Origin of the sequence: Mucilaginibacter aquatilis (assembly GCF_009755275.1) — a bacterium.
Lineage (GTDB): Bacteria > Bacteroidota > Bacteroidia > Sphingobacteriales > Sphingobacteriaceae > Mucilaginibacter > Mucilaginibacter aquatilis.
The window spans coordinates 251,153-269,687 of the sequence record NZ_WQLA01000006.1 but is presented as its reverse complement, the minus strand read 5'-3'; the positions used below and the strand labels follow the sequence as shown (position 1 = coordinate 269,687).

The following is an 18,535-nucleotide window of genomic DNA, read 5'->3' as shown; positions in this document are numbered from 1 at the left end:
TGATTTTGCTGTTAGTTAATTAAAAGTTAAAAACTATGGCGCAGTGGAATGAAAATAACGATCCGGCTAATCAGGACGATTATCCGGAAACCAACTTAGGTAATATGCAGGAAGACGACAGCGAGGATGCCGCGAAGTTTAATTCGGTAGAGCAGGAACAAGCTGTAGATGAACGCATTGCTTCTGAAAATAATGTTGATGTTTCAGTGAATAATGAGCCAGCGGGCGATAGCGCCGATATTAATAACAATATTGGTGAGGAGCTTGGGGGTATCACAAATCTTTCGTTAGATCAGTTGAAGAAAGAGGGAGACCCTGAAGGGGACAGGTGATAAAAAAGTCAAAAAAAAAAAGCTGCCCAATTGGGCAGCTTTTTTTTGACTTGGCTAATACTAGTTGGTGATAATCACTAACAGCAAACGATAGCCTTGGTTACCGCTTATGGTATAACCCTGTTTGTCAGTACCAGTTATGCTCAACGGAATAATGTATCTGCCAGCACTTAAGCTACCAGGTTTAATGGTAACAGTGGTTGAGGCATCTCTGCTTCCTGATGCAATAGTAGCGGTGCCACTATTAAGTGTGTAACCTGCAGCCGGCATACGTGTGTAACGGCTTGCTGCTGCAAGGGTATTGTTGTAATTTGTAATCTTTGTTTCGTCAGCATCTACAGCTAATGATACATTGATTGGCTCAGCTGCCGGATCTTTTGCTGACAAGTGAACAGGTATGGTAAGTGTTGCGTTAGCAGCAGTTCTGGCATACGTGTTTGATACCGTTAAAGATGTGTTAGTAGATGGAATGTTGATGATTTTGTAAGATTCTACCTCATCAACGTTTATTCCGTATTTATCATCTTCGTAGCCCTTGTCTTTTAAGCACGACGTCAGGCTCAGCGCAATGGCTGCAAATGTTAGTATTTTAGTGAATTTCTTCATCGTTGTAATCTCTTAATAATTTAACTATTTATCCCAGAAAATTGCTGATGTCTGCGGATTAATTGTTCCTTGGGCAGCAACGTTAGCTGCGTTATAACTGTACTCAGCCTGTGGATATTGTAAACGTAATGGAATAACTCTATCAAGACGGTTTGCATTTGCAGACAAAGGTAAATCTGTAGGAACACCTAATCTTCTGTAGTCAACATACGCCTCAAAATTATCTAAACCAATAAGTGATAGATATTTTTGAAATACAATTTGGTTAATAGTACTATTAAATACAACACCCGGACGGGTAAGGTATGCTGCTGCACCGGGGGCACCAAGGTAGCTGAAAGATTCAGTAATTGCGCTTGCATAAGTTGTTGCAGCAGCACCAGGAATCCATCCGCGTTGTTGCGCTTCTGCTTGCATAAACAAACTTTCAATCGATGTTAACAACGGCTGATCCTGAGTAGGGCTTTTAGCCAAACCCGGGCCTGCAACGTCAGATTGGTTTGCTGCTCTGTAAGGATCACTGTTAGGTAATACTTCACCAAAGTTTGTGCCTCTGTAGTAGTTAGTTGCACCAGCAATTGTTGGAGTTGCTGCAGCGCTGAATACATATCTCAAACGTGGATCATCATCACCAGCATTGGTTGGGTTTTGACTAACCACACCGTCAGCACCTGCATATTTACCTAAGATGTAGTTGTTTGCACGGTTGTACTGATCTAACACACCTAAAGCAGATGACTTGTAAGTATTATAAAATGGATTTTGTTGATCAACAGCAATTACATAACCCGGGTTAACAGTTGCAGACTCTCCTGCTGCAAGGTATCCTGCTCCATCAGCCGTAATTTGCGAAACTACGTTGGTAACTGTAGCTGCAGGCACAACTTGCGACTCATGAAGTAATAGCTTTAATCTTAACGTGTTTACTAATTTACGCCATTGTACAACGTCACCGCTAAACATAACGTCGGCAGCTTGCGTAGCAGGATCTACAGTGCTTATGCCTTTAAATAGTTTAGCAGCAGCATCAAGCTGTACCAACAAATCGGCATAAATGTCTTCACCTTTATCATATGAAGGTAAGATGCTTCCTTGTATATCAAAAGCTCTGGTGTATGGTACGTTGTTGTATTGGTCAACCAAGTACATAAAGCCAATAGCTTTTAATGTTTTAGCGGCTGCCTGATAAAATGGCTGGTTTAAGGCAACAGCCTTTTTCTCCATAATATTTTCATCAGTCAAAATATCGTACCATCCGGTCCACTGTCCGGAGTTGAAGCCGGTAGTGATGTTATATGATTCGATTTCAATTGATTGGCCATATGTACCAGAGCGAGACCAGTAACCTGTCCAAAACGCAGCATAGTCAAAGTTTGTGCCAATACGTGCAGCAGTAACTGATAACGCCCTTGGTAAAATTACCTGTGGAGTTACAGACTCATCCGTAGGTGAGTTGGGGTTTTGATTTATATCAAAAAAGTCCTTTTTACAGCTCGTTACAGTAAGTAACGCCAGTGCAAAAATTGGATATATATACTTTTTCATTTTGTAATACAATTATATTCTTGATTTAGAAAGTAAGTGTTAGCGTACCACCAAACGTTCTTGTAGGAGGATTGATGCTTGAATCGCTGATACCTGCCTGGTTACCAGAAGTTACACCAGTAGTGCTTCCGGTACCGAAGTTTGAAGCAGCCGGGCTGTATGTGTAATCAGGATCTCCGTATGCGTTAGATTTTGGTACCCATAAAAACAGGTTACGTGCAGTAAATGCAATAGTAGCTGCTTTAATTACCTTTTGTTTGCTTAATAAGCCTGTAGGGAAATCGTAACCAATGTTAAGTTCGCGCATTCTCCATGCCGATGCATTAATAATATAGTTTGAAGCTACACTACGAGCTACGCCGGTGAAGAAGGTTTCAGGGTTGTTAAGGGTTACGCTGGTATTTGGTACGTATTGGCCATTAACCAGGTATGATGAGTTAGGGAATACAAATCTTTCACGGCTGTTAACACCTGAAAGTTCTGATACGCCTGTCCATGCCATTGCGTTACCGATATCACTGTAAGCGTAGTAACCACCTTTGTACTCAAATAAAGCAGTTGCCGATAGGCCTTTCCATCTTACTGAAGGTGATAAACCAATAATCCATTTAGGTAAGGTGTTACCAAAAACTTTAGTGCTTGGATCGGCAGTTGGAGCACCGCTCAAAGCACTAACTACTACACGGCCATTAGGGTCGCGCACATAATCTGTTGCTTTAAGGGCAAATGCCGGCTGTCCTTTAATAGCGAAGTTACCTGCGTAGGTGTAACCACCTATTGATAGCTCTTCAAGGCCAGGGTAAATTTGAGTTACTTCACTCTCATAGTAAGTTGCATTAACTCTAAAGTTAATACGAACTTTACCAATATCAACAAGAGGAGTTAAGCCCAGGTCCATCTCAACGCCTTTGTTCTTGAATGAAGCAGCATTTAAGTAACTTGACGTAAAGCCTGTTGCACTTGATACGTTGATAGGAATAATTTGATCAGTGTTATCTGAATGGAAATAAGTAGCCTCTAAGTTGATGCGGTTTCTTAAAAATCCTGCTTCAAAACCAACTTCGGTGTTAGTTATACGCTCTGGTCTTAAGTAACGGTCATAATTTGTATTGTTAGCAGTATAGCCCGGAATTGAACCATAAGGGAAACCTACACCTTGGCCAAAAGTTGGGAATAAGCTATAAGGAGCAATATCAGCATTTGCTGTTTTGTTCCAACCACCTCTTAATTTCAAATATGAAAGAGCGCTGGAGTTTTTCAAGAATGGTAGCGCATCACTCAACACGATTGAAGCGTTGATAGATGGGTAGAAGTATGAGTAATTGCTCAAATCAAGATTTGATGTTTGCTCGCTACGACCTGCAAACTCGATGTTTGCCCAGTTTTTGTAGTTAAAGTTAGCATTACCATAAAATGTTAATGAACGGATACCGCGTAAATTGATCTTTACGTTTTCGAAAACGCCACCGTTAGTAGTGGTTACGTTCAAACCCGATACTTTACCTTGTAAACCGTTTGCAATGTTCACGGCATTACCAGCATTTACTGTTGCATTGTTTAATGATTGTGCAGCATAGCCAATATCTCTTTTTTGGCGAGTTTGACCTAATGCTCCTGTAACCACAACTTCGCTCAGGTTAGTGCTTGAGGCCTGAAGGCTTACGTTTACAACGCCACTGCTTGTAACGGCAGTTTCAAAGCTGGTGTAGCCTATAAAGCTAAATACAAGTCGGCCGTTTTGAGGCGCGTTCAACGAGAATTTACCATTGCCATCAGTTTGCGTACCGGTAGTAGTTCCTTTTACAGTTACCGTTACCCCGGGCAAAGGAAGCCCGTCATCCTTAGCTGTTACCGTACCAGTAACAGTCTTACTTTGTGCATAAAGCTGTGTAACACACAGACATAGCATGCACAAACTTACAAGTAGAAGTTTCTTCATGTTTTTTATAAGATCAGTTAATTATTAAATAGTCATTAAATGTATGTTAGAATTTCGAAAAAATCAAATAACGTAACAAGAAAGTTAAAAAATTTGAGACGAATAGTTAAATGAAAATAATTTAGTACTATGTATTACATAATACAATACAAAACATATATCTTTGTATTATGCTTGTAGAAAACACTCAAACCCAAATGCGAAAAGGCATACTCGAGTATTGCATACTCTGTGTGATTGCCAAAGGCGAGATATACGCTTCAGATATAATTGCCGAGTTGAAAAAAGCACAACTTCTTGTAGTTGAGGGTACTTTATACCCGTTGCTTACCCGTCTAAAAAATAACGGACTACTCAGTTACAATTGGGTAGAATCAACATCGGGTCCGCCGCGAAAGTACTACGTGCTATCAGATGATGGCCGTAAAGTGCTTGAGCAGTTAGATAAAACCTGGCAGGAACTTGCCTTTGCCGTGCAAACATCTATTGAAGGAAGAAAATAAAATCACTTGCTATTAACTATAAATCATCATGAACAAAACAATTATCATCAACATAAATGGTACTGTATTCCATATTGAGGAACAGGCCTACGAACTGCTCAAGGAATATATGACCGACGTAAAGCGTCATTTCTTTAACTCGGCAGATAGTTTAGAAATTACAACTGATATTGAAAACCGTATTGCCGAAATGCTTACCGAGATTTTAGCACGTGAAGGCAGGCAAGCAGTAATTGATCAGGATATTGAATATGTGATAGCGCAAATGGGATCGGTTAAAGACTTCGAAACCGTTGACGAAGAAACAGCAGACAGCTTTTCTGCAAATGAGTTTGCTTATCAATCTACCAGCAGGCGTTTATTTCGCGATCCTGAGGATCACCTTATTGGTGGTGTATGTGCAGGAGTTGCCAACTATTTCGATATTCCGTCGGTTTGGGTGCGCCTGTTTTTTGCTGTAGCATTTGTGTTTTTTGGTACAGGTTTATTCCTTTATGCCATTTTGTGGATAATTGTACCTAAAGCAGTTACCCGCGCCGATAGGATGGCCATGAAAGGCGAGCCGCTTGATTTGCAAGGCTTTAAACGAAACTTTGAAGCTGAGCTGAGTTCAGTAAGCGACCGTATTGCCGGTTTAAAACACGACAGCAGGCCGTTTGTATACAAAACCCGTGATTTCATCAGTGATTTCTTCCATCATTTTGGTGCTTTTTTTGGTGGCGCAGGCAGGGTAATTATTAAGTTATTAGGCTTAGCTTTAATTTTAAGTTGCGTAGGTGGTATAATAGCTGTGGTTGTAGGTTTAGGTGCTACCTGGTTTTTTGGTGGCGATAGCTTTTCTCTACCTGATAATTTTTTCAATTACGAGCACATTAACCAAGTGCGTGCAGCAGTAGCCTTAATAGCAATAATTCCTTTAACCGTAATTATTATCGTGGTGTCGAGTGCTGTATTTTCTACATCGGCCATCAGCCGTTCGGCAGGTGTTATGCTTTTTGTTATATGGCTTAGTGCTCTTGCAATATTGGGTTATCATGGCGCACGTGCAGCTTCTGAATTTAAAGAGGGTGCAAGCTTTTCACAAACATCTAACTTAAAACCTAATAAAAGTCAGGTCTACTACTTGCAGTTAAACGATGCCATGTTTCTTACACATGATGACAGTGTTCGTTTAGAAATAAAGGACAAGTTCAAAAATATGGTTTTAACCGACGACGATGACAGGCACGAGCTTGAACCGCGCAGTGTAACTATTGATATTGAAAAGTCAGATGTACCGTACCCTATACTTGTTCAGGAGTTTTCAGCCCGTGGTACTGATTATGAGGCGGCTCTTGAAAATGCCCGGAGCACCCGCTACGTATTTATGCAGCAAGATTCGGTTTTAAAGTTTGACAGAAGACTGCGCCGTTTAAATAACAAAGCATGGCATAATGAAAAGGTACGTTTAACCTTACGTATACCATTAAATGCAACTATAATGATTAATGAGAATATAAACCGTTATATATCTAATTATATAAACGTTTATGAGTGCCTGCCCCCTAGCCGTTCAGGAAAGGATTCAGAAATGGTGCCATTTGTTATGACCGAAGAAGGTTTGAAGTGTAAGTATGAGCAGTTAGTACCTGTGCCGGTTGATTCGGTAACGCAAGAGCTTGACACCAATAATGACGGCATAGTTGATGCAGGAGAAGCGATGAATAATGCTGTAGCTCCACCTCCGGCGCCGACAGCACCAACTGCACCCGATACTATATATATTGATGATACCATTAAAACAACAAAACCTGCACCTGCAAAAAAGCCGGTGGTAATTCGTCGTCGTCACGTTAGGGTTCAATAATAATCTGAAATCTACGTCCGGCCTGCTGTAATGTTCATGATGAGTTGCAGGCTGGACGCATGATTTTGCGCTTCTCCATGTTGCGTAATCATAACTCCGTTTATAATAATAATGGGCGCTTGGCAATCACCCATCCTGCTTTTAATTACACCATAAATCACATTAAATAAAAAAATGTGAAATTTTGTGTAACCAGATGCCACTAACATGCATCTTAATAACAAATACTAAAATATAAGCTTACCGTCACGGCCAGGCTTACAATCAAAAATCAATAAGATTAACTACTTCAAAAAAAGATCGGAAAATCTTTAACAGGATAGCTATTGCCAAAATTTTACACTAAACATCACACTCAACTCAACATGAAATCTATAACCTATAAAATATTTGCCTTCATTATCCTTACCGCAGGGGGTAATGCAGTGCAAGCACAAACCGCACCCACAGCACCAACAGGTAAAATTTCGGGCAGTTTAATTACAGATAGTGGTAAGCCGGCCGATTTTGCCACAGTTACCTTATTGCGTGCAAAAGACTCATCAGTAGTTAAAAGCAGCCTGAGCAATGAAGCCGGAGTTTACTCAATTGAACGCATTGCAGCCGGCACTTACCTGGTAAAAGCAACTGTTGTTGGTTTTGATAAAGCTGTAAGCGCACCTGTTAATGTATTGGCAAACGCAACAGTGAACGTTCCGGTGTTAAAATTGGTATCATCGTCAAAAAGTCTTGCTGCTGTTACAGTTACAGCAACCAAGCCTTTAATTGAACGTAAAATTGACCGCACGGTTATGAACGTTGAAAACAGCGTACTTGCCGCAGGTAATTCGGCTATGGAAATACTTGAACGTGCACCCGGCGTAACTATTGATAAAGATGACAATATAAGCTTAAGAGGCAAGCAAGGCGTAACTGTAATGATTGACGGAAAGTTAACCTACCTGTCTGCAGCACAATTGGCTGCGCTTTTGCGCTCAACTGATGGTAATAGTATTCAGTCAATTGAATTAATCACAAATCCATCGGCTAAATACGATGCTGCAGGTAACTCCGGCATTATTAATATTAAAATGAAAAAAAATCGTGCTGGCGGCACTAACGGAAGCTTTGCTGCTACTGCAGGTTACGGTCAAAATCATAAGGCAAGCAGCTCTTTAAATCTTAACCATAAAGATGGCAAGCTTAACCTTTTTGGCAATTACAGTTACTTTAATAACAAGCGTCCGCAAAACTTAGTGCTAAACCGCACTATTAATGATGCCGGTGTAAATACATTCTTCAGAGAGAATACCTCATTGCTGGGTAACCGTAACTCACACAATTATAAAATAGGAGCTGATTATGATATCAGTAAAACTAATACATTGGGTGTTCAACTAAGCGGTTATAACTCATCGTTTGATGGTTTAAGTAACAATAATACAATTATAAGTGGCAACCAGGGAAATCAAACCGGTGTAACTACTACAGGTAATGATTCACGTGAAGCTTATAATAACTTTGCTGCCAACGTTAATAACCGTATGGTATTTGATAGTTTAGGTAAAGAGTTGAGCATGGATGTTGACTATTCACACTTTTGGAACAGGCAAAGTAACAACTACATCAATAATTTCTTTCAGGCCGATGGCAACACCTTGCGTACAAGATCGTTGCTACGCAACAGCTTGCCTACTAAAATCAACATAGGCACTTACAAGGCCGATTATGCAAACCCGTTTGGCAAAACCATGAAATTGGAGGCAGGCATGAAGTTTAGTTATGTAGCAACTGATAATGATTTGCGTACCGATTCATTACTTAACGGAAATTGGGTAGCCGATGCCGGACGTACCAACCGTTATAAATACACTGAAAACATTAATGCCGGTTATGTAAACTTTAGCAAAACCTGGAAAAAAACATCAGTACAGGCCGGCTTGCGCGCTGAACAAACTAACTCTAAAGGCGATTCGCGAGATATAAATGGCTTGGCAACCATCAATGAAAGACATTATTTAAGCTGGTTTCCAAGTGTGTTTGTTAATCATGAACTTTCAGATAAGCACAGTTTAGGCTTAAACTACAGCCGCCGTATTGATCGCCCAAGCTATGATGATTTGAACAGCTTTGTGCAAATCTTAAATGCTTATACTTATCAGCAGGGTAACCCTAATTTAAGGCCGCAGTTTACTAATTCGTTCGAGTTATCTTATACCTTTAATAAAACCTACAATTTAACACTGAGCTACAGCAAAACTACTGACGTAATGGTGGAGATTCCGCGCCAGATAGATGAGCAAAAAGTAACCTTTATAACCCGCGATAATTTAGCCGAGCAAAACTCTTACAACGCCAACCTAAGCTTGCCTTTTAAACTGGCAAAATGGTGGAGCATGAATAACAACATTACAGGTTTTTACCTTGGCTTTAAATCGCCTGGTATTGATAACGGTCAATACGCTTTACAAGGCAATTCTATCAATACATTTATCTTAAGTAAAACAGTTAAGCTTGAGGGTACATTTAACTACCAATCGCCATTAACATACGGCTTGTTTCATATTGGTCATCAATATGGTTTAGATGCCGGTATAAGCAAGTCATTTGCGCAAAAGAAGGCAACTTTGAAGTTTTCTGTAAGCGATGTATTCAATACACGCGAACAAAACCTTAACGTTCGCCAGGGCAACCTAAACTTTAATGTATATCAAAAAAATGAAACCCGCGTAGCACGCCTTACCTTAAGCTATAACTTTGGTAACACCAAAATACAGGCCCGCCGCCACCAAAGCGGTGCCGATAGCGAAAAGAGCCGTGTTAAGTCAGGCAACTAATCATAAATCCACATTATTAATGCTCCACTTTGCCGATAAGGTAAAGTGGAGTTGTTTTTTATAACCAGTTTTCGCCTTATATAAGGTAAGCTCCAGCAACTACTTAATTTTGATTAATGGTTAAACCCTTGTTTGCTTTAACTGTCGAAAGATTAACAATGCCCGTTAAGGGTACATACCATTATCTTTCTTTACATACATGAAAAGTTTTAATAAATATTTGTTGGGCATAGGGTTAAGCGCATTAACTGTGCTGTTTACCCTTACCGCAGATGCCCAGCGTGGCGCACGCGGCGGAGGTGGTCGCGGCGGCAGTTTTGGGGGCGGATCACGCGGCAGTTTTGGTGGAGGGTCTCGTGGCAGCTTTGGCGGCGGACAGCGGGGAAGTTTTGGCGGTGGCTTTTCACAGCGGGGAAACCCCGGAGGAGGTAGCTTTCAGCAACGCGGTAACTCTGGCAGACAAAGCTTTGGCACCAGGCCAAACGGTTTTGACCGTTTATCTTCATTCGGCTCACGGGGCAGGTTTGATAACAACAGGTTTAACGGAGGTTCGAGAAGCTCAAGAGGAAGCTTTGGATATCCACGAGGTAATTTTGGACGCTCTCCAGGTTCTTATAGTTTTCGCAACGGTGTAAGGCCCGGTTATAATTACCGGGGCGGCGCAGCTGGCAGAAGCTTTTTTTATGGCCGCCCGTATTTTCGGGGTGGGGTGAGAGGCTACTACGGCCGTCCTTCGCTGGGTTTTTATCATAACTACCGCGGCTTTTATAACCGTTATTATTACCCACGCATTGGCGTAAGTATCGGTACGCTGCCTTTAGGTTACTATCCGTTTTACTGGGGCTCATCATGGTACTATTACAGCAATGGTTTTTATTACCAAAACTTAAATAACCAATATACGGTAGTTGCTCCGCCAGTTGGTGCCGAGCTTGATCGTTTGCCAAGTGATGCTGAATCAATAACTATTGATGGCGTTGAATATTACGAGTCTAACGGTGTGTATTATCAACCCGTTACTAATGGCAGTGGCCGTTTAGTATACCGTGTGGTTGGTAAAGATGGTGAGTTGAATACTGATAACACATCAGTTGGCAACGAGCAGCAAAGCGAGGTTTATCCTGAAATTGGTGACGTAATTGAGGAGTTACCTAATGACAGCCGCAAAGTGAAAATTGACGGTGAAAAGTACTGGCTTACACCTGATGGCGTTTACCTGCACGAGCAGCGTGATGCTAACGGAAAGAAAATTTATGTGGTAACGGGCATACCGGATGATGAGCCGGATGACCAGTGATTTGATAAGTGATAGTAGTTTTTTAAGAGCCGGGGCCTTGTAACCCCGGCTTTTCTTTTTTTAAAAAAGTAAAACCTGTAACGTTAATAATCTCTTGTTATGTAAACTAAAAAGTTACAGATATGGAGATGAAATATGAAGATTTAGTTCAAAAGCTGCTTAATTGTGCTTTGGCATGTGAAAGTTGCGCAACTGCCTGCCTGCATGAAGATAATGTGCAGATGATGACAAGTTGTATAACGCTTGACCGTGATTGTGCAGATATTTGTTTACTGGCAGCCCGTTTATTACAGCGCGATTCTGGTCTTGCGCTTCAATATTTACTTATTTGTGAAGAGGCCTGCCGCTTATGTGCCGATGAATGTGCTAAGCACGAACATGATCACTGTAAGCGTTGCGCTGAAGCCTGCCGTGAATGTGCCGAGGCTTGTCATGCCCACCACCAGCCGGTTACTCAAGATTAAAAACATATCTATACGTTATTGAAACGCCTTTGTAAGCCACAAAGGCGTTTTGCTTTTTGAGGCAAAGTTTTTGGAGTTCTATATTTACATGCCAATACAACCATTATGAAACTTTTTAAATACCTGCTTTTATCTTGCTGTTTTATATTACCCTCATTTGCTCCGCAAAAGCAAATAGAATGGACAGCAATTGGCGACTCTATTACTTATCTTAACGACCATGCTGATGAAACGGGCAACAGGGTTACAAAGGGTTACCTAACGCGTGTTTCAGAAAAATTGCCTTACGTACATTACACTAACCAAGGTCATAACGGCTGGACCGTAACACGCATCGCCCGCGAAATCGAGAAGCTAGGCCTTACCAAAGCCGATGTTTATAGTGTATTTTTAGGGACCAATGATTGGGGACAAGGCGGCAAGTTAGGCAACCTTGATGATTATGAGAAAAGCACAGGGTTAGGAACCGTTTATGGTGCTTATCGCATAATAATTAACAAGCTTAAAAGCCTGAATCCAAACGCCCGTATAATTTTAATAACGCCAATGCAACGCGGCGATTTTGTTTATATACGCAATCATAAAAATAATGCAAGGGGATCATATAATCCTAAAGACGGCCAGGATCTTGAGCAATTTGCCGATGCTGTAAAAGCCATTGCCCGCGTTGAAAACTTTGATGTGGTAGACCTATATCACAAAGGCAGTTTGTCGGTCAAACATGCTGTTAAGTTTAAAAGGGTGAGAGATACGATCACGCATCAGTACAAAAACTTCAAATACCCTGCTTACACTCCCTTGCCGTTTAATGCCGAAAAAGATGATTATCCCTACCCGTTAGAAGCCGTGGATGTTACATATGATGGTTTGCATCCGTCCGACAAAGGAAATAAGATTATTGCAGAAATGTTGGTTAAAGTAATGAAAAAGCAAAGGTAGCTTATCAAGCTACCTTTAAATTATACTCAGTTACCAATATAGCTCAAAGGCAGCATTTAATTTATGCCGGAACTCCAATGCCAATTTCCATTAGTAAATCAACAGCTTCGTTAATACTCCTTACGCCCTCTACACTAATACGAAGGGTATTTTTAACTTCTTTCATGTTAACACGGCGTGGGTTGTTTTTCACAAATTGCAATACCTGCATAAACGCCACCGACTCAAAATATGCAGATTGCTGATTGGTTAAAAAATAACCACGCAATACATTCTTTTTAAGCGATATTTTTTCGAAGCCAATAGCCTTGCCCAGCCATTGCAGGCGTATGGTATTAAACAAATCAGTTACCTGAGGCGGTATAGGCCCAAAGCGGTCAGCCAGTTGTTTTTCAAAGCCCATAAGTTGAGTCTCATTTTCCAGCTTTGATATTTCGGTGTAAAGGTTGTAGCGCTCGGTTAAACTGGTTACATACTCATCGGGTATGAGTATTTCCATGTCCGTGTCTATCTGGGTGAAAGTGATGAACGGCCTTGGCTTATCATCCTTAAACACTTCTTTAAATTCTTCATCCTTTAGCTCCTGAATAGCTTCGTCTAGTATCTTATGGTACATCTCAAAGCCAATTTCGGCAATAAAGCCGCTTTGCTCAGCACCCAAAAGGTTACCACTGCCGCGTATGTCTAAATCGCGCATGGCTACGTTAAAACCGCTGCCTAGTTCACTGAATTCCTCAATAGCGCTTAATCGTTTACGAGCTTCAGGTGTAAGGGTTGATAATGGCGGACTCAGTAGGTAACAAAATGCTTTTTTATTGCTCCGGCCAACGCGTCCACGCATCTGGTGCAAATCGCTCAGGCCAAACATATGGGCATGATTAATTATAATGGTGTTGGCGTTGGGTATATCCAAACCTGCCTCAATAATGGTAGTGGCCACCAGTACATCATATTCATGGTTCACAAATTTCAACATTACATCTTCCAGGTCGTCGCCTTCTAACTGTCCATGAGCCACACCAATGCGGGCTTTAGGTACCAGTTTACGTATCATGCCGCCAAGCTGCATCAAATCGGCTACACGGTTGTGAATGAAGAAAATTTGTCCACCGCGATCAATTTCAAATTCAACAGCCTCTTTTATCAACTTGTCGTTAAACACATGCAGCTCGGTTACTACCGGCTGGCGGTTTGGCGGTGGTGTAGATATGATAGACAAATCGCGCGCACCCATTAATGAGAAGTGCAGTGTGCGCGGAATAGGTGTTGCCGTAAGCGTTAGGGTATCAACATCGGCACGCATAGCTTTTAGTTTTTCCTTAGTGGCAACGCCAAACTTTTGCTCCTCATCAATAATCATGAGGCCAAGGTCTTTAAACTTTACATCTTTGCTTACCAAACGGTGAGTGCCAATAATTATGTCAACCTTGCCTTCTTGCAATTTGGTTAAGGTGTCCTTAATCTGCTTGTTAGATTTAAAGCGGTTTACATAATCAATGTTGCAAGGGAAGCCTTTCAACCTGTCAGAAAATGTTTTAAAGTGTTGTGCTGCTAAAATTGTTGTGGGCACAAGTACGGCTACCTGTTTACTATCAGCAACGGCTTTAAAGGCGGCACGTATGGCAACTTCGGTTTTACCGAAACCTACGTCGCCACATATCAGCCTATCCATAGGGTGGGGGGCTTCCATGTCGCGCTTAAAATCGGCAGTAGCTTTTTCCTGATCGGGGGTGTCTTCGTAAATAAAGCTGGCCTCCAATTCGGTTTGCAAATAGCTATCGGGCGCAAATGCATTACCTTCTTTAGTTTTACGTATAGCGTAAAGCTTAATAAGATCGCGCGCTATGTCTTTAACTTTTTTTTTTGTGGTTTTCTTTAAACGTTCCCAGGTATCGGTACCCAGTTTATTCATTTTGGGTACGGCACCCTCTTTGCCACTAAACTTAGATATGCGGTTAAGTGAATTAATGTTTACATAAAGCAAATCATTATCGGCATAAATGAGGCGAATCATCTCTTGCATTTTTCCGTTAACATCCACTTTTTCCAGGCCGGCATATTTACCTACACCATGGTCTATGTGTGTAATATAATCACCTGGCTTTAATTCGCGTAGCTCTTTAAGTGTAATGGCTTGCGTACGCTGATAGCCTTTGCGCAGCTTATATTTATAGTAGCGGTCAAATATTTGATGGTCGGTATAGCAAGCCAGTTTCTGTTCACGGTCAATAAAGCCTTCACGTATGGATACATGAACCGGCGTAAACTTTACCGTTTTATCCAGGTCCTCGAAAATGGCATATAAACGCTCTACCTGCTTGGTCGAATCGGTAAAAATCAGATTCTCAATGTGCTCGGCATCGTTGTTTTTAATGTTGTGAATGAGTAGTTGGAAATCTTTATTGAATGATGGCTGGGGCCTAACATCAAAGTTGATACTGTGCGTGGCATCATAAAAGAATTGCTTTCCAAATTCAATAACCGCAAAGTCATGCAACTGGTCGGCTATGAGTTTTTCGTCGGTAAACGCAAACTTAGGGTCTATCCAGTCCGGGTTTTGGTTCTTCTCATCAGCAGATAGCGCTTTCCAAAGCTGGGTAGCTTTTTTGTGCCCCTCTTTGATAATGTCCAGCGTAAATTGAACATCTTTTATCCAAACCTGTGTGTCGCGCTCAACATATTCCAAAATCGAAATGTTGTTTTCGGTTAAAAACTTCGACTGCACGTTTGGAACAATGGTGATAGCTTTTACCCTTTCAGATGATAACTGGCTCTCAATTTCAAAAGTGCGGATAGACTCCACGTAATCGCCGAAAAATTCAACCCTATAAGGTAAATCGTGCGAGAAAGAGAAAATATCAACTATGCCACCACGTATAGAGAACTGCCCGGGCTCGTATACAAAATCAACCCGTTCAAAATCATACTCAATTAAAAACTCGTTAATAAAATCGATACTCAGTTTATTTTCAACTGCAATCTCAAGCGTGTTTTTTTCGAGCGATGAGCGGTCAATTACCTTTTCGGCAACAGCTTCGGGGTAGGTAACAATAATTTGTCCGTATTCTTTAGAGTGGTTTAACTCGTTCAATACCTCTGCACGCGCTAAAACATTGCTGCTATCGGGCTGGGTAAATTCAAACGGTTTGCGGTATGATGACGGGAACAGGAGGACTTCTTTACCTGTAAGATTTTCCAGATCTGCCTGAAAGTAGCTGGCCTCTTCACGGTCCGGTAATATAAATAGCTGGTGCTTATGCAGTAAAAAGTACAATGCAACAGCAATTGTAGCATCACTTGATCCTACAAGGCCGCGTAGCTGAACCCTCGGATTTTTAGAACTGTTAATGGCCTGGGCCAGTTCTTTCACCCTGTCATCGGCTTTATATCTATCTAAAATGTCGCGAATATTCAAAACAATGCAAATGTAATCAAAAAAGATGCCGCTGTAATAAGCATACTTGTCAGCAAAATGTTTAAATAAAATACAATGCGCCCACCATGCTTAAAATTGATACAGGTGAAGTTGTTTAATGATTTAAATACTGCCAAACTTTAATAAACAAAATAGCTACTTTTGCGGCTATTATAAAAAACGATTGATCATGAGCACTACAAAGGGACCCATATCGCAGTTTATCGAGAAAAACTACCTGCACTTTAACGCTGCCGCTTTAGTTGATGCAGCCAAAGGTTATGAAACCCACCTGCTGGAAGGCGGTAAAATGATGGTAACACTGGCCGGTGCCATGAGTACCGCTGAACTAGGCATTTCGCTAGCCGAGATGATTCGCCAGGGTAAAATTGATATAATTAGCTGTACAGGTGCCAACCTTGAAGAAGATATTATGAACCTGGTGGCGCACTCGCACTACAAACGTGTGCCTAACTACCGTGATTTGAGCCCGCAGGATGAGTGGGATTTATTAGAGAATCACTACAATCGTGTAACCGATACTTGTATACCTGAGGAGGAAGCTTTTCGCCGTTTACAAAAGCACATTCATAAAATATGGAAAGATGCTGATGATGCCGGTGAGCGTTACTTTCCACATGAATACATGTATAAGATATTGTTAAGCGGTGAGCTGGAGCAGTATTACGAAATTGACCCGAAAAATTCATGGATGCTGGCTGCTGCCGAAAAAAACCTGCCAATTGTTGTACCGGGATGGGAAGACTCAACCATGGGTAACATCTTTGCTTCATACGTTATAAAAAACGAAATTAAAGCCACCACCATGAAAAGCGGTATTGAATACATGGCTTGGCTGGCAGATTGGTATGTGAAAAATTCAGAAGGTAAGGGCTTAGGTTTCTTCCAAATCGGTGGTGGTATTGCAGGTGATTTTCCTATCTGTGTAGTACCAATGCTATACCAGGATATGGAGATGGAGAACATTCCGTTCTGGAGCTATTTCTGCCAGATTTCTGACTCAACTACTTCATACGGTTCCTACTCGGGTGCGGTGCCTAATGAAAAAATTACCTGGGGTAAACTTGATGTAAACACACCGAAATTTATTGTTGAGAGTGACGCTACTATTGTTGCTCCGTTGATTTTTGCATGGTTGTTGAATCAATAAGCTGATTTAAAAGTATTAATTAATATTACTACGTTTTAGCAGCAGGGTTCCTTGTAACGAGGAACCCTGTCTGTTTTAATAAAAATGTAATGCTGTAGCAAATTGTAAGCTGGCATTTTCAATTTTGAAAGGGTCTAAATAGGCGAAAAATTATTTACATTAAACGAAAATGTGCTGTTTCAAGCCATTTAAGCACTTTTTTCAATTTGTTTAGAACGATTATAAATTAGAAACAAGTGTCACTAATTTGTCAGCCATAGTTTATAAAATTTTACTTTTGTGGACTGAAATTTTAAGGATAGTTACGCCTTTTCAGTAAACGTTTATCATAAACATAAAACTTATCTTAGTATAAATACGCTTTATGAGGAATATCTCATTACTTTTTAAACAGTTTTCAAGGTCGGTTTTACTTATTGCAGGCTTAACTGCATTGAGTTTTGCTGCCCACGCCCAAGGTGATAAAGCCAAGGGTGAAGCTTTGTACAAGGCCAAGTGTACAGCCTGTCACAAATTAGACCAGCGCTCTACCGGTCCGGCTCTTGGCCCTATCATGACCTCAGAAACTGATGACAAGTGGTTAACCAAATGGATTCAGAACAACCAGGCCCTAATAGCTGCTAAAGATCCTAAAGCTCTTAAGGTTTATAACGAGTACAACCAGGCTGGTATGACCGTGTTTACCGAATTGAGTGACGGTGACGTGGCTAACATCATTACTTACGTTCGTGAAGAATGGAAAGTAATGCAAGAAAAACCAAAAGGTGGTGCCGCTACCGGAGAAGTTGCCGACAGCGGTCCGAGCAGTTCAATGGTTTTTGCCTTAATAGGTATTATCATCGTAGCTTTCATCGTAATCCTGGTTTTAAATCGTGCTATTGGTACGCTAGAGCGTTTATTGCTTAACCGCAAAGATTTACTTCCGGAAGAAGAAGTAACTGATGCAGTAGTCATTGACCGTTTTGCAACTTTCAGAAGGTTGCTTAAAAATAAAAAGCTTGTGTTTTTTGTGGTGTTAGCCGGTGTAGTTGCTTTTGGTAGCTGGAATTGGGTAACCATGTGGAATACAGGTGTACAGCAAGGATATCAGCCGGTGCAACCAATTGCTTACTCACATGAATTGCACGCCGGTGTAATGAAAATTAACTGTCAGTACTGTCATGGTGGTGCTTACAAAAGTAAAAATGCAACCATCCCGTCTCTCAACGTATGTATGAACTGTCATAAGGTGGTTAAAACCGAATCACCTGAAATTCAGAAAATTTATACTGCATTGGGTTACGATCCGGGTACTCAGAAATATGATACCACTAAGGCTCGTCCTATCCAATGGGTGCGTATACATAACCTGCCAGACCTGGCTTATTTCAACCACTCACAGCACGTAAAAGTTGCTGGCTTAGAGTGTCAAAACTGTCACGGTCCTATCCAAACCATGAAAGAAGTTTATCAGTACTCGCCGCTTACCATGAAATGGTGTATTCAGTGTCACAAACGCACTAACATCAATGGTTTAGGCAACGCTTACTATGATAACATGCTTGAAGTTCACGAGAAGCTGAAAAAAGGCGAGAAAGTGACAGCAGCCATGATGGGCGGTTTAGAGTGTGCTAAATGCCACTATTAATAAATTAAGAAACTTAGCAATTTACAGTTTATATA

Annotated in this window: 13 protein-coding genes; 9 read left to right on the top strand and 4 right to left on the bottom strand. The window is 41.1% G+C overall.

What is annotated here, in order from left to right:
• The first annotated feature begins 35 nt into the window (after positions 1-35).
• Complete coding sequence (locus GO816_RS15660) at positions 36-332, top strand: hypothetical protein (RefSeq protein WP_157542883.1); 297 nt, start codon at positions 36-38, stop codon at positions 330-332.
• A 60-nt stretch (positions 333-392) separates the two neighbouring features.
• Here the strand turns inward: GO816_RS15660 and GO816_RS15655 are convergent, their stop codons facing one another.
• Genes GO816_RS15655 through GO816_RS15645 form a run of 3 tightly spaced genes read right to left on the bottom strand, consistent with a single transcriptional unit; the run spans position 393 to position 4,422 of the window.
• Positions 393-938 carry a DUF1735 domain-containing protein gene (locus tag GO816_RS15655; protein WP_157542882.1) on the bottom strand — a complete coding sequence of 182 codons (546 nt, stop codon included), beginning with the start codon at positions 936-938 and terminating at the stop codon, positions 393-395.
• Between the two features lie 24 nt (positions 939-962).
• The gene (locus GO816_RS15650; protein WP_157542881.1) at positions 963-2,483 is read right to left on the bottom strand and encodes a SusD/RagB family nutrient-binding outer membrane lipoprotein; all 1,521 of its coding nucleotides are present in this window, start codon (positions 2,481-2,483) and stop codon (positions 963-965) included.
• Positions 2,484-2,508: 25 nt separating this feature from the next.
• Complete coding sequence (locus GO816_RS15645; protein WP_157542880.1) at positions 2,509-4,422, bottom strand: carboxypeptidase-like regulatory domain-containing protein; 1,914 nt, start codon at positions 4,420-4,422, stop codon at positions 2,509-2,511.
• A 170-nt stretch (positions 4,423-4,592) separates the two neighbouring features.
• Between GO816_RS15645 and GO816_RS15640 the strand changes: the two genes are divergently transcribed.
• The 6 genes from GO816_RS15640 to GO816_RS15615 all read left to right on the top strand — a co-directional run bounded on the left by GO816_RS15640 (position 4,593) and on the right by GO816_RS15615 (position 12,287).
• Positions 4,593-4,925 carry a PadR family transcriptional regulator gene (locus tag GO816_RS15640; protein ID WP_157542879.1) on the top strand — a complete coding sequence of 111 codons (333 nt, stop codon included), beginning with the start codon at positions 4,593-4,595 and terminating at the stop codon, positions 4,923-4,925.
• Between the two features lie 28 nt (positions 4,926-4,953).
• Complete coding sequence (locus GO816_RS15635) at positions 4,954-6,771, top strand: PspC domain-containing protein (protein WP_157542878.1); 1,818 nt, start codon at positions 4,954-4,956, stop codon at positions 6,769-6,771.
• Positions 6,772-7,136: 365 nt separating this feature from the next.
• Positions 7,137-9,587, top strand: a complete 2,451-nt coding sequence (locus GO816_RS15630; protein ID WP_157542877.1) for a TonB-dependent receptor domain-containing protein — start codon at positions 7,137-7,139, stop codon at positions 9,585-9,587.
• 199 nt (positions 9,588-9,786) lie between these two features.
• Complete coding sequence (locus GO816_RS15625) at positions 9,787-10,884, top strand: DUF6515 family protein (protein ID WP_157542876.1); 1,098 nt, start codon at positions 9,787-9,789, stop codon at positions 10,882-10,884.
• Positions 10,885-11,006: 122 nt separating this feature from the next.
• Positions 11,007-11,348: a four-helix bundle copper-binding protein gene (locus GO816_RS15620; RefSeq protein ID WP_198171535.1), complete on the top strand. Its 342-nt coding sequence runs from the start codon at positions 11,007-11,009 to the stop codon at positions 11,346-11,348.
• 105 nt (positions 11,349-11,453) lie between these two features.
• Positions 11,454-12,287: an SGNH/GDSL hydrolase family protein gene (locus GO816_RS15615; protein ID WP_157542875.1), complete on the top strand. Its 834-nt coding sequence runs from the start codon at positions 11,454-11,456 to the stop codon at positions 12,285-12,287.
• A gap of 61 nt (positions 12,288-12,348) precedes the next feature.
• Here the strand turns inward: GO816_RS15615 and mfd are convergent, their stop codons facing one another.
• A complete protein-coding gene (mfd, locus tag GO816_RS15610) occupies positions 12,349-15,702 on the bottom strand; it encodes a transcription-repair coupling factor (RefSeq protein ID WP_157542874.1) in 3,354 nt (1,117 codons plus the stop codon).
• Positions 15,703-15,892: 190 nt separating this feature from the next.
• Here mfd and GO816_RS15605 point away from each other — a divergent pair, with 190 nt between their 5' ends.
• Both GO816_RS15605 and GO816_RS15600 read left to right on the top strand, forming a co-directional pair.
• Positions 15,893-16,873 carry a deoxyhypusine synthase family protein gene (locus tag GO816_RS15605; RefSeq protein ID WP_157542873.1) on the top strand — a complete coding sequence of 327 codons (981 nt, stop codon included), beginning with the start codon at positions 15,893-15,895 and terminating at the stop codon, positions 16,871-16,873.
• A gap of 364 nt (positions 16,874-17,237) precedes the next feature.
• Positions 17,238-18,500 (top strand): cytochrome c3 family protein, encoded by a 1,263-nt coding sequence (locus GO816_RS15600; RefSeq protein WP_157542872.1) that lies wholly within the window; start codon positions 17,238-17,240, stop codon positions 18,498-18,500.
• The last annotated feature ends 35 nt before the right edge of the window (positions 18,501-18,535 follow it).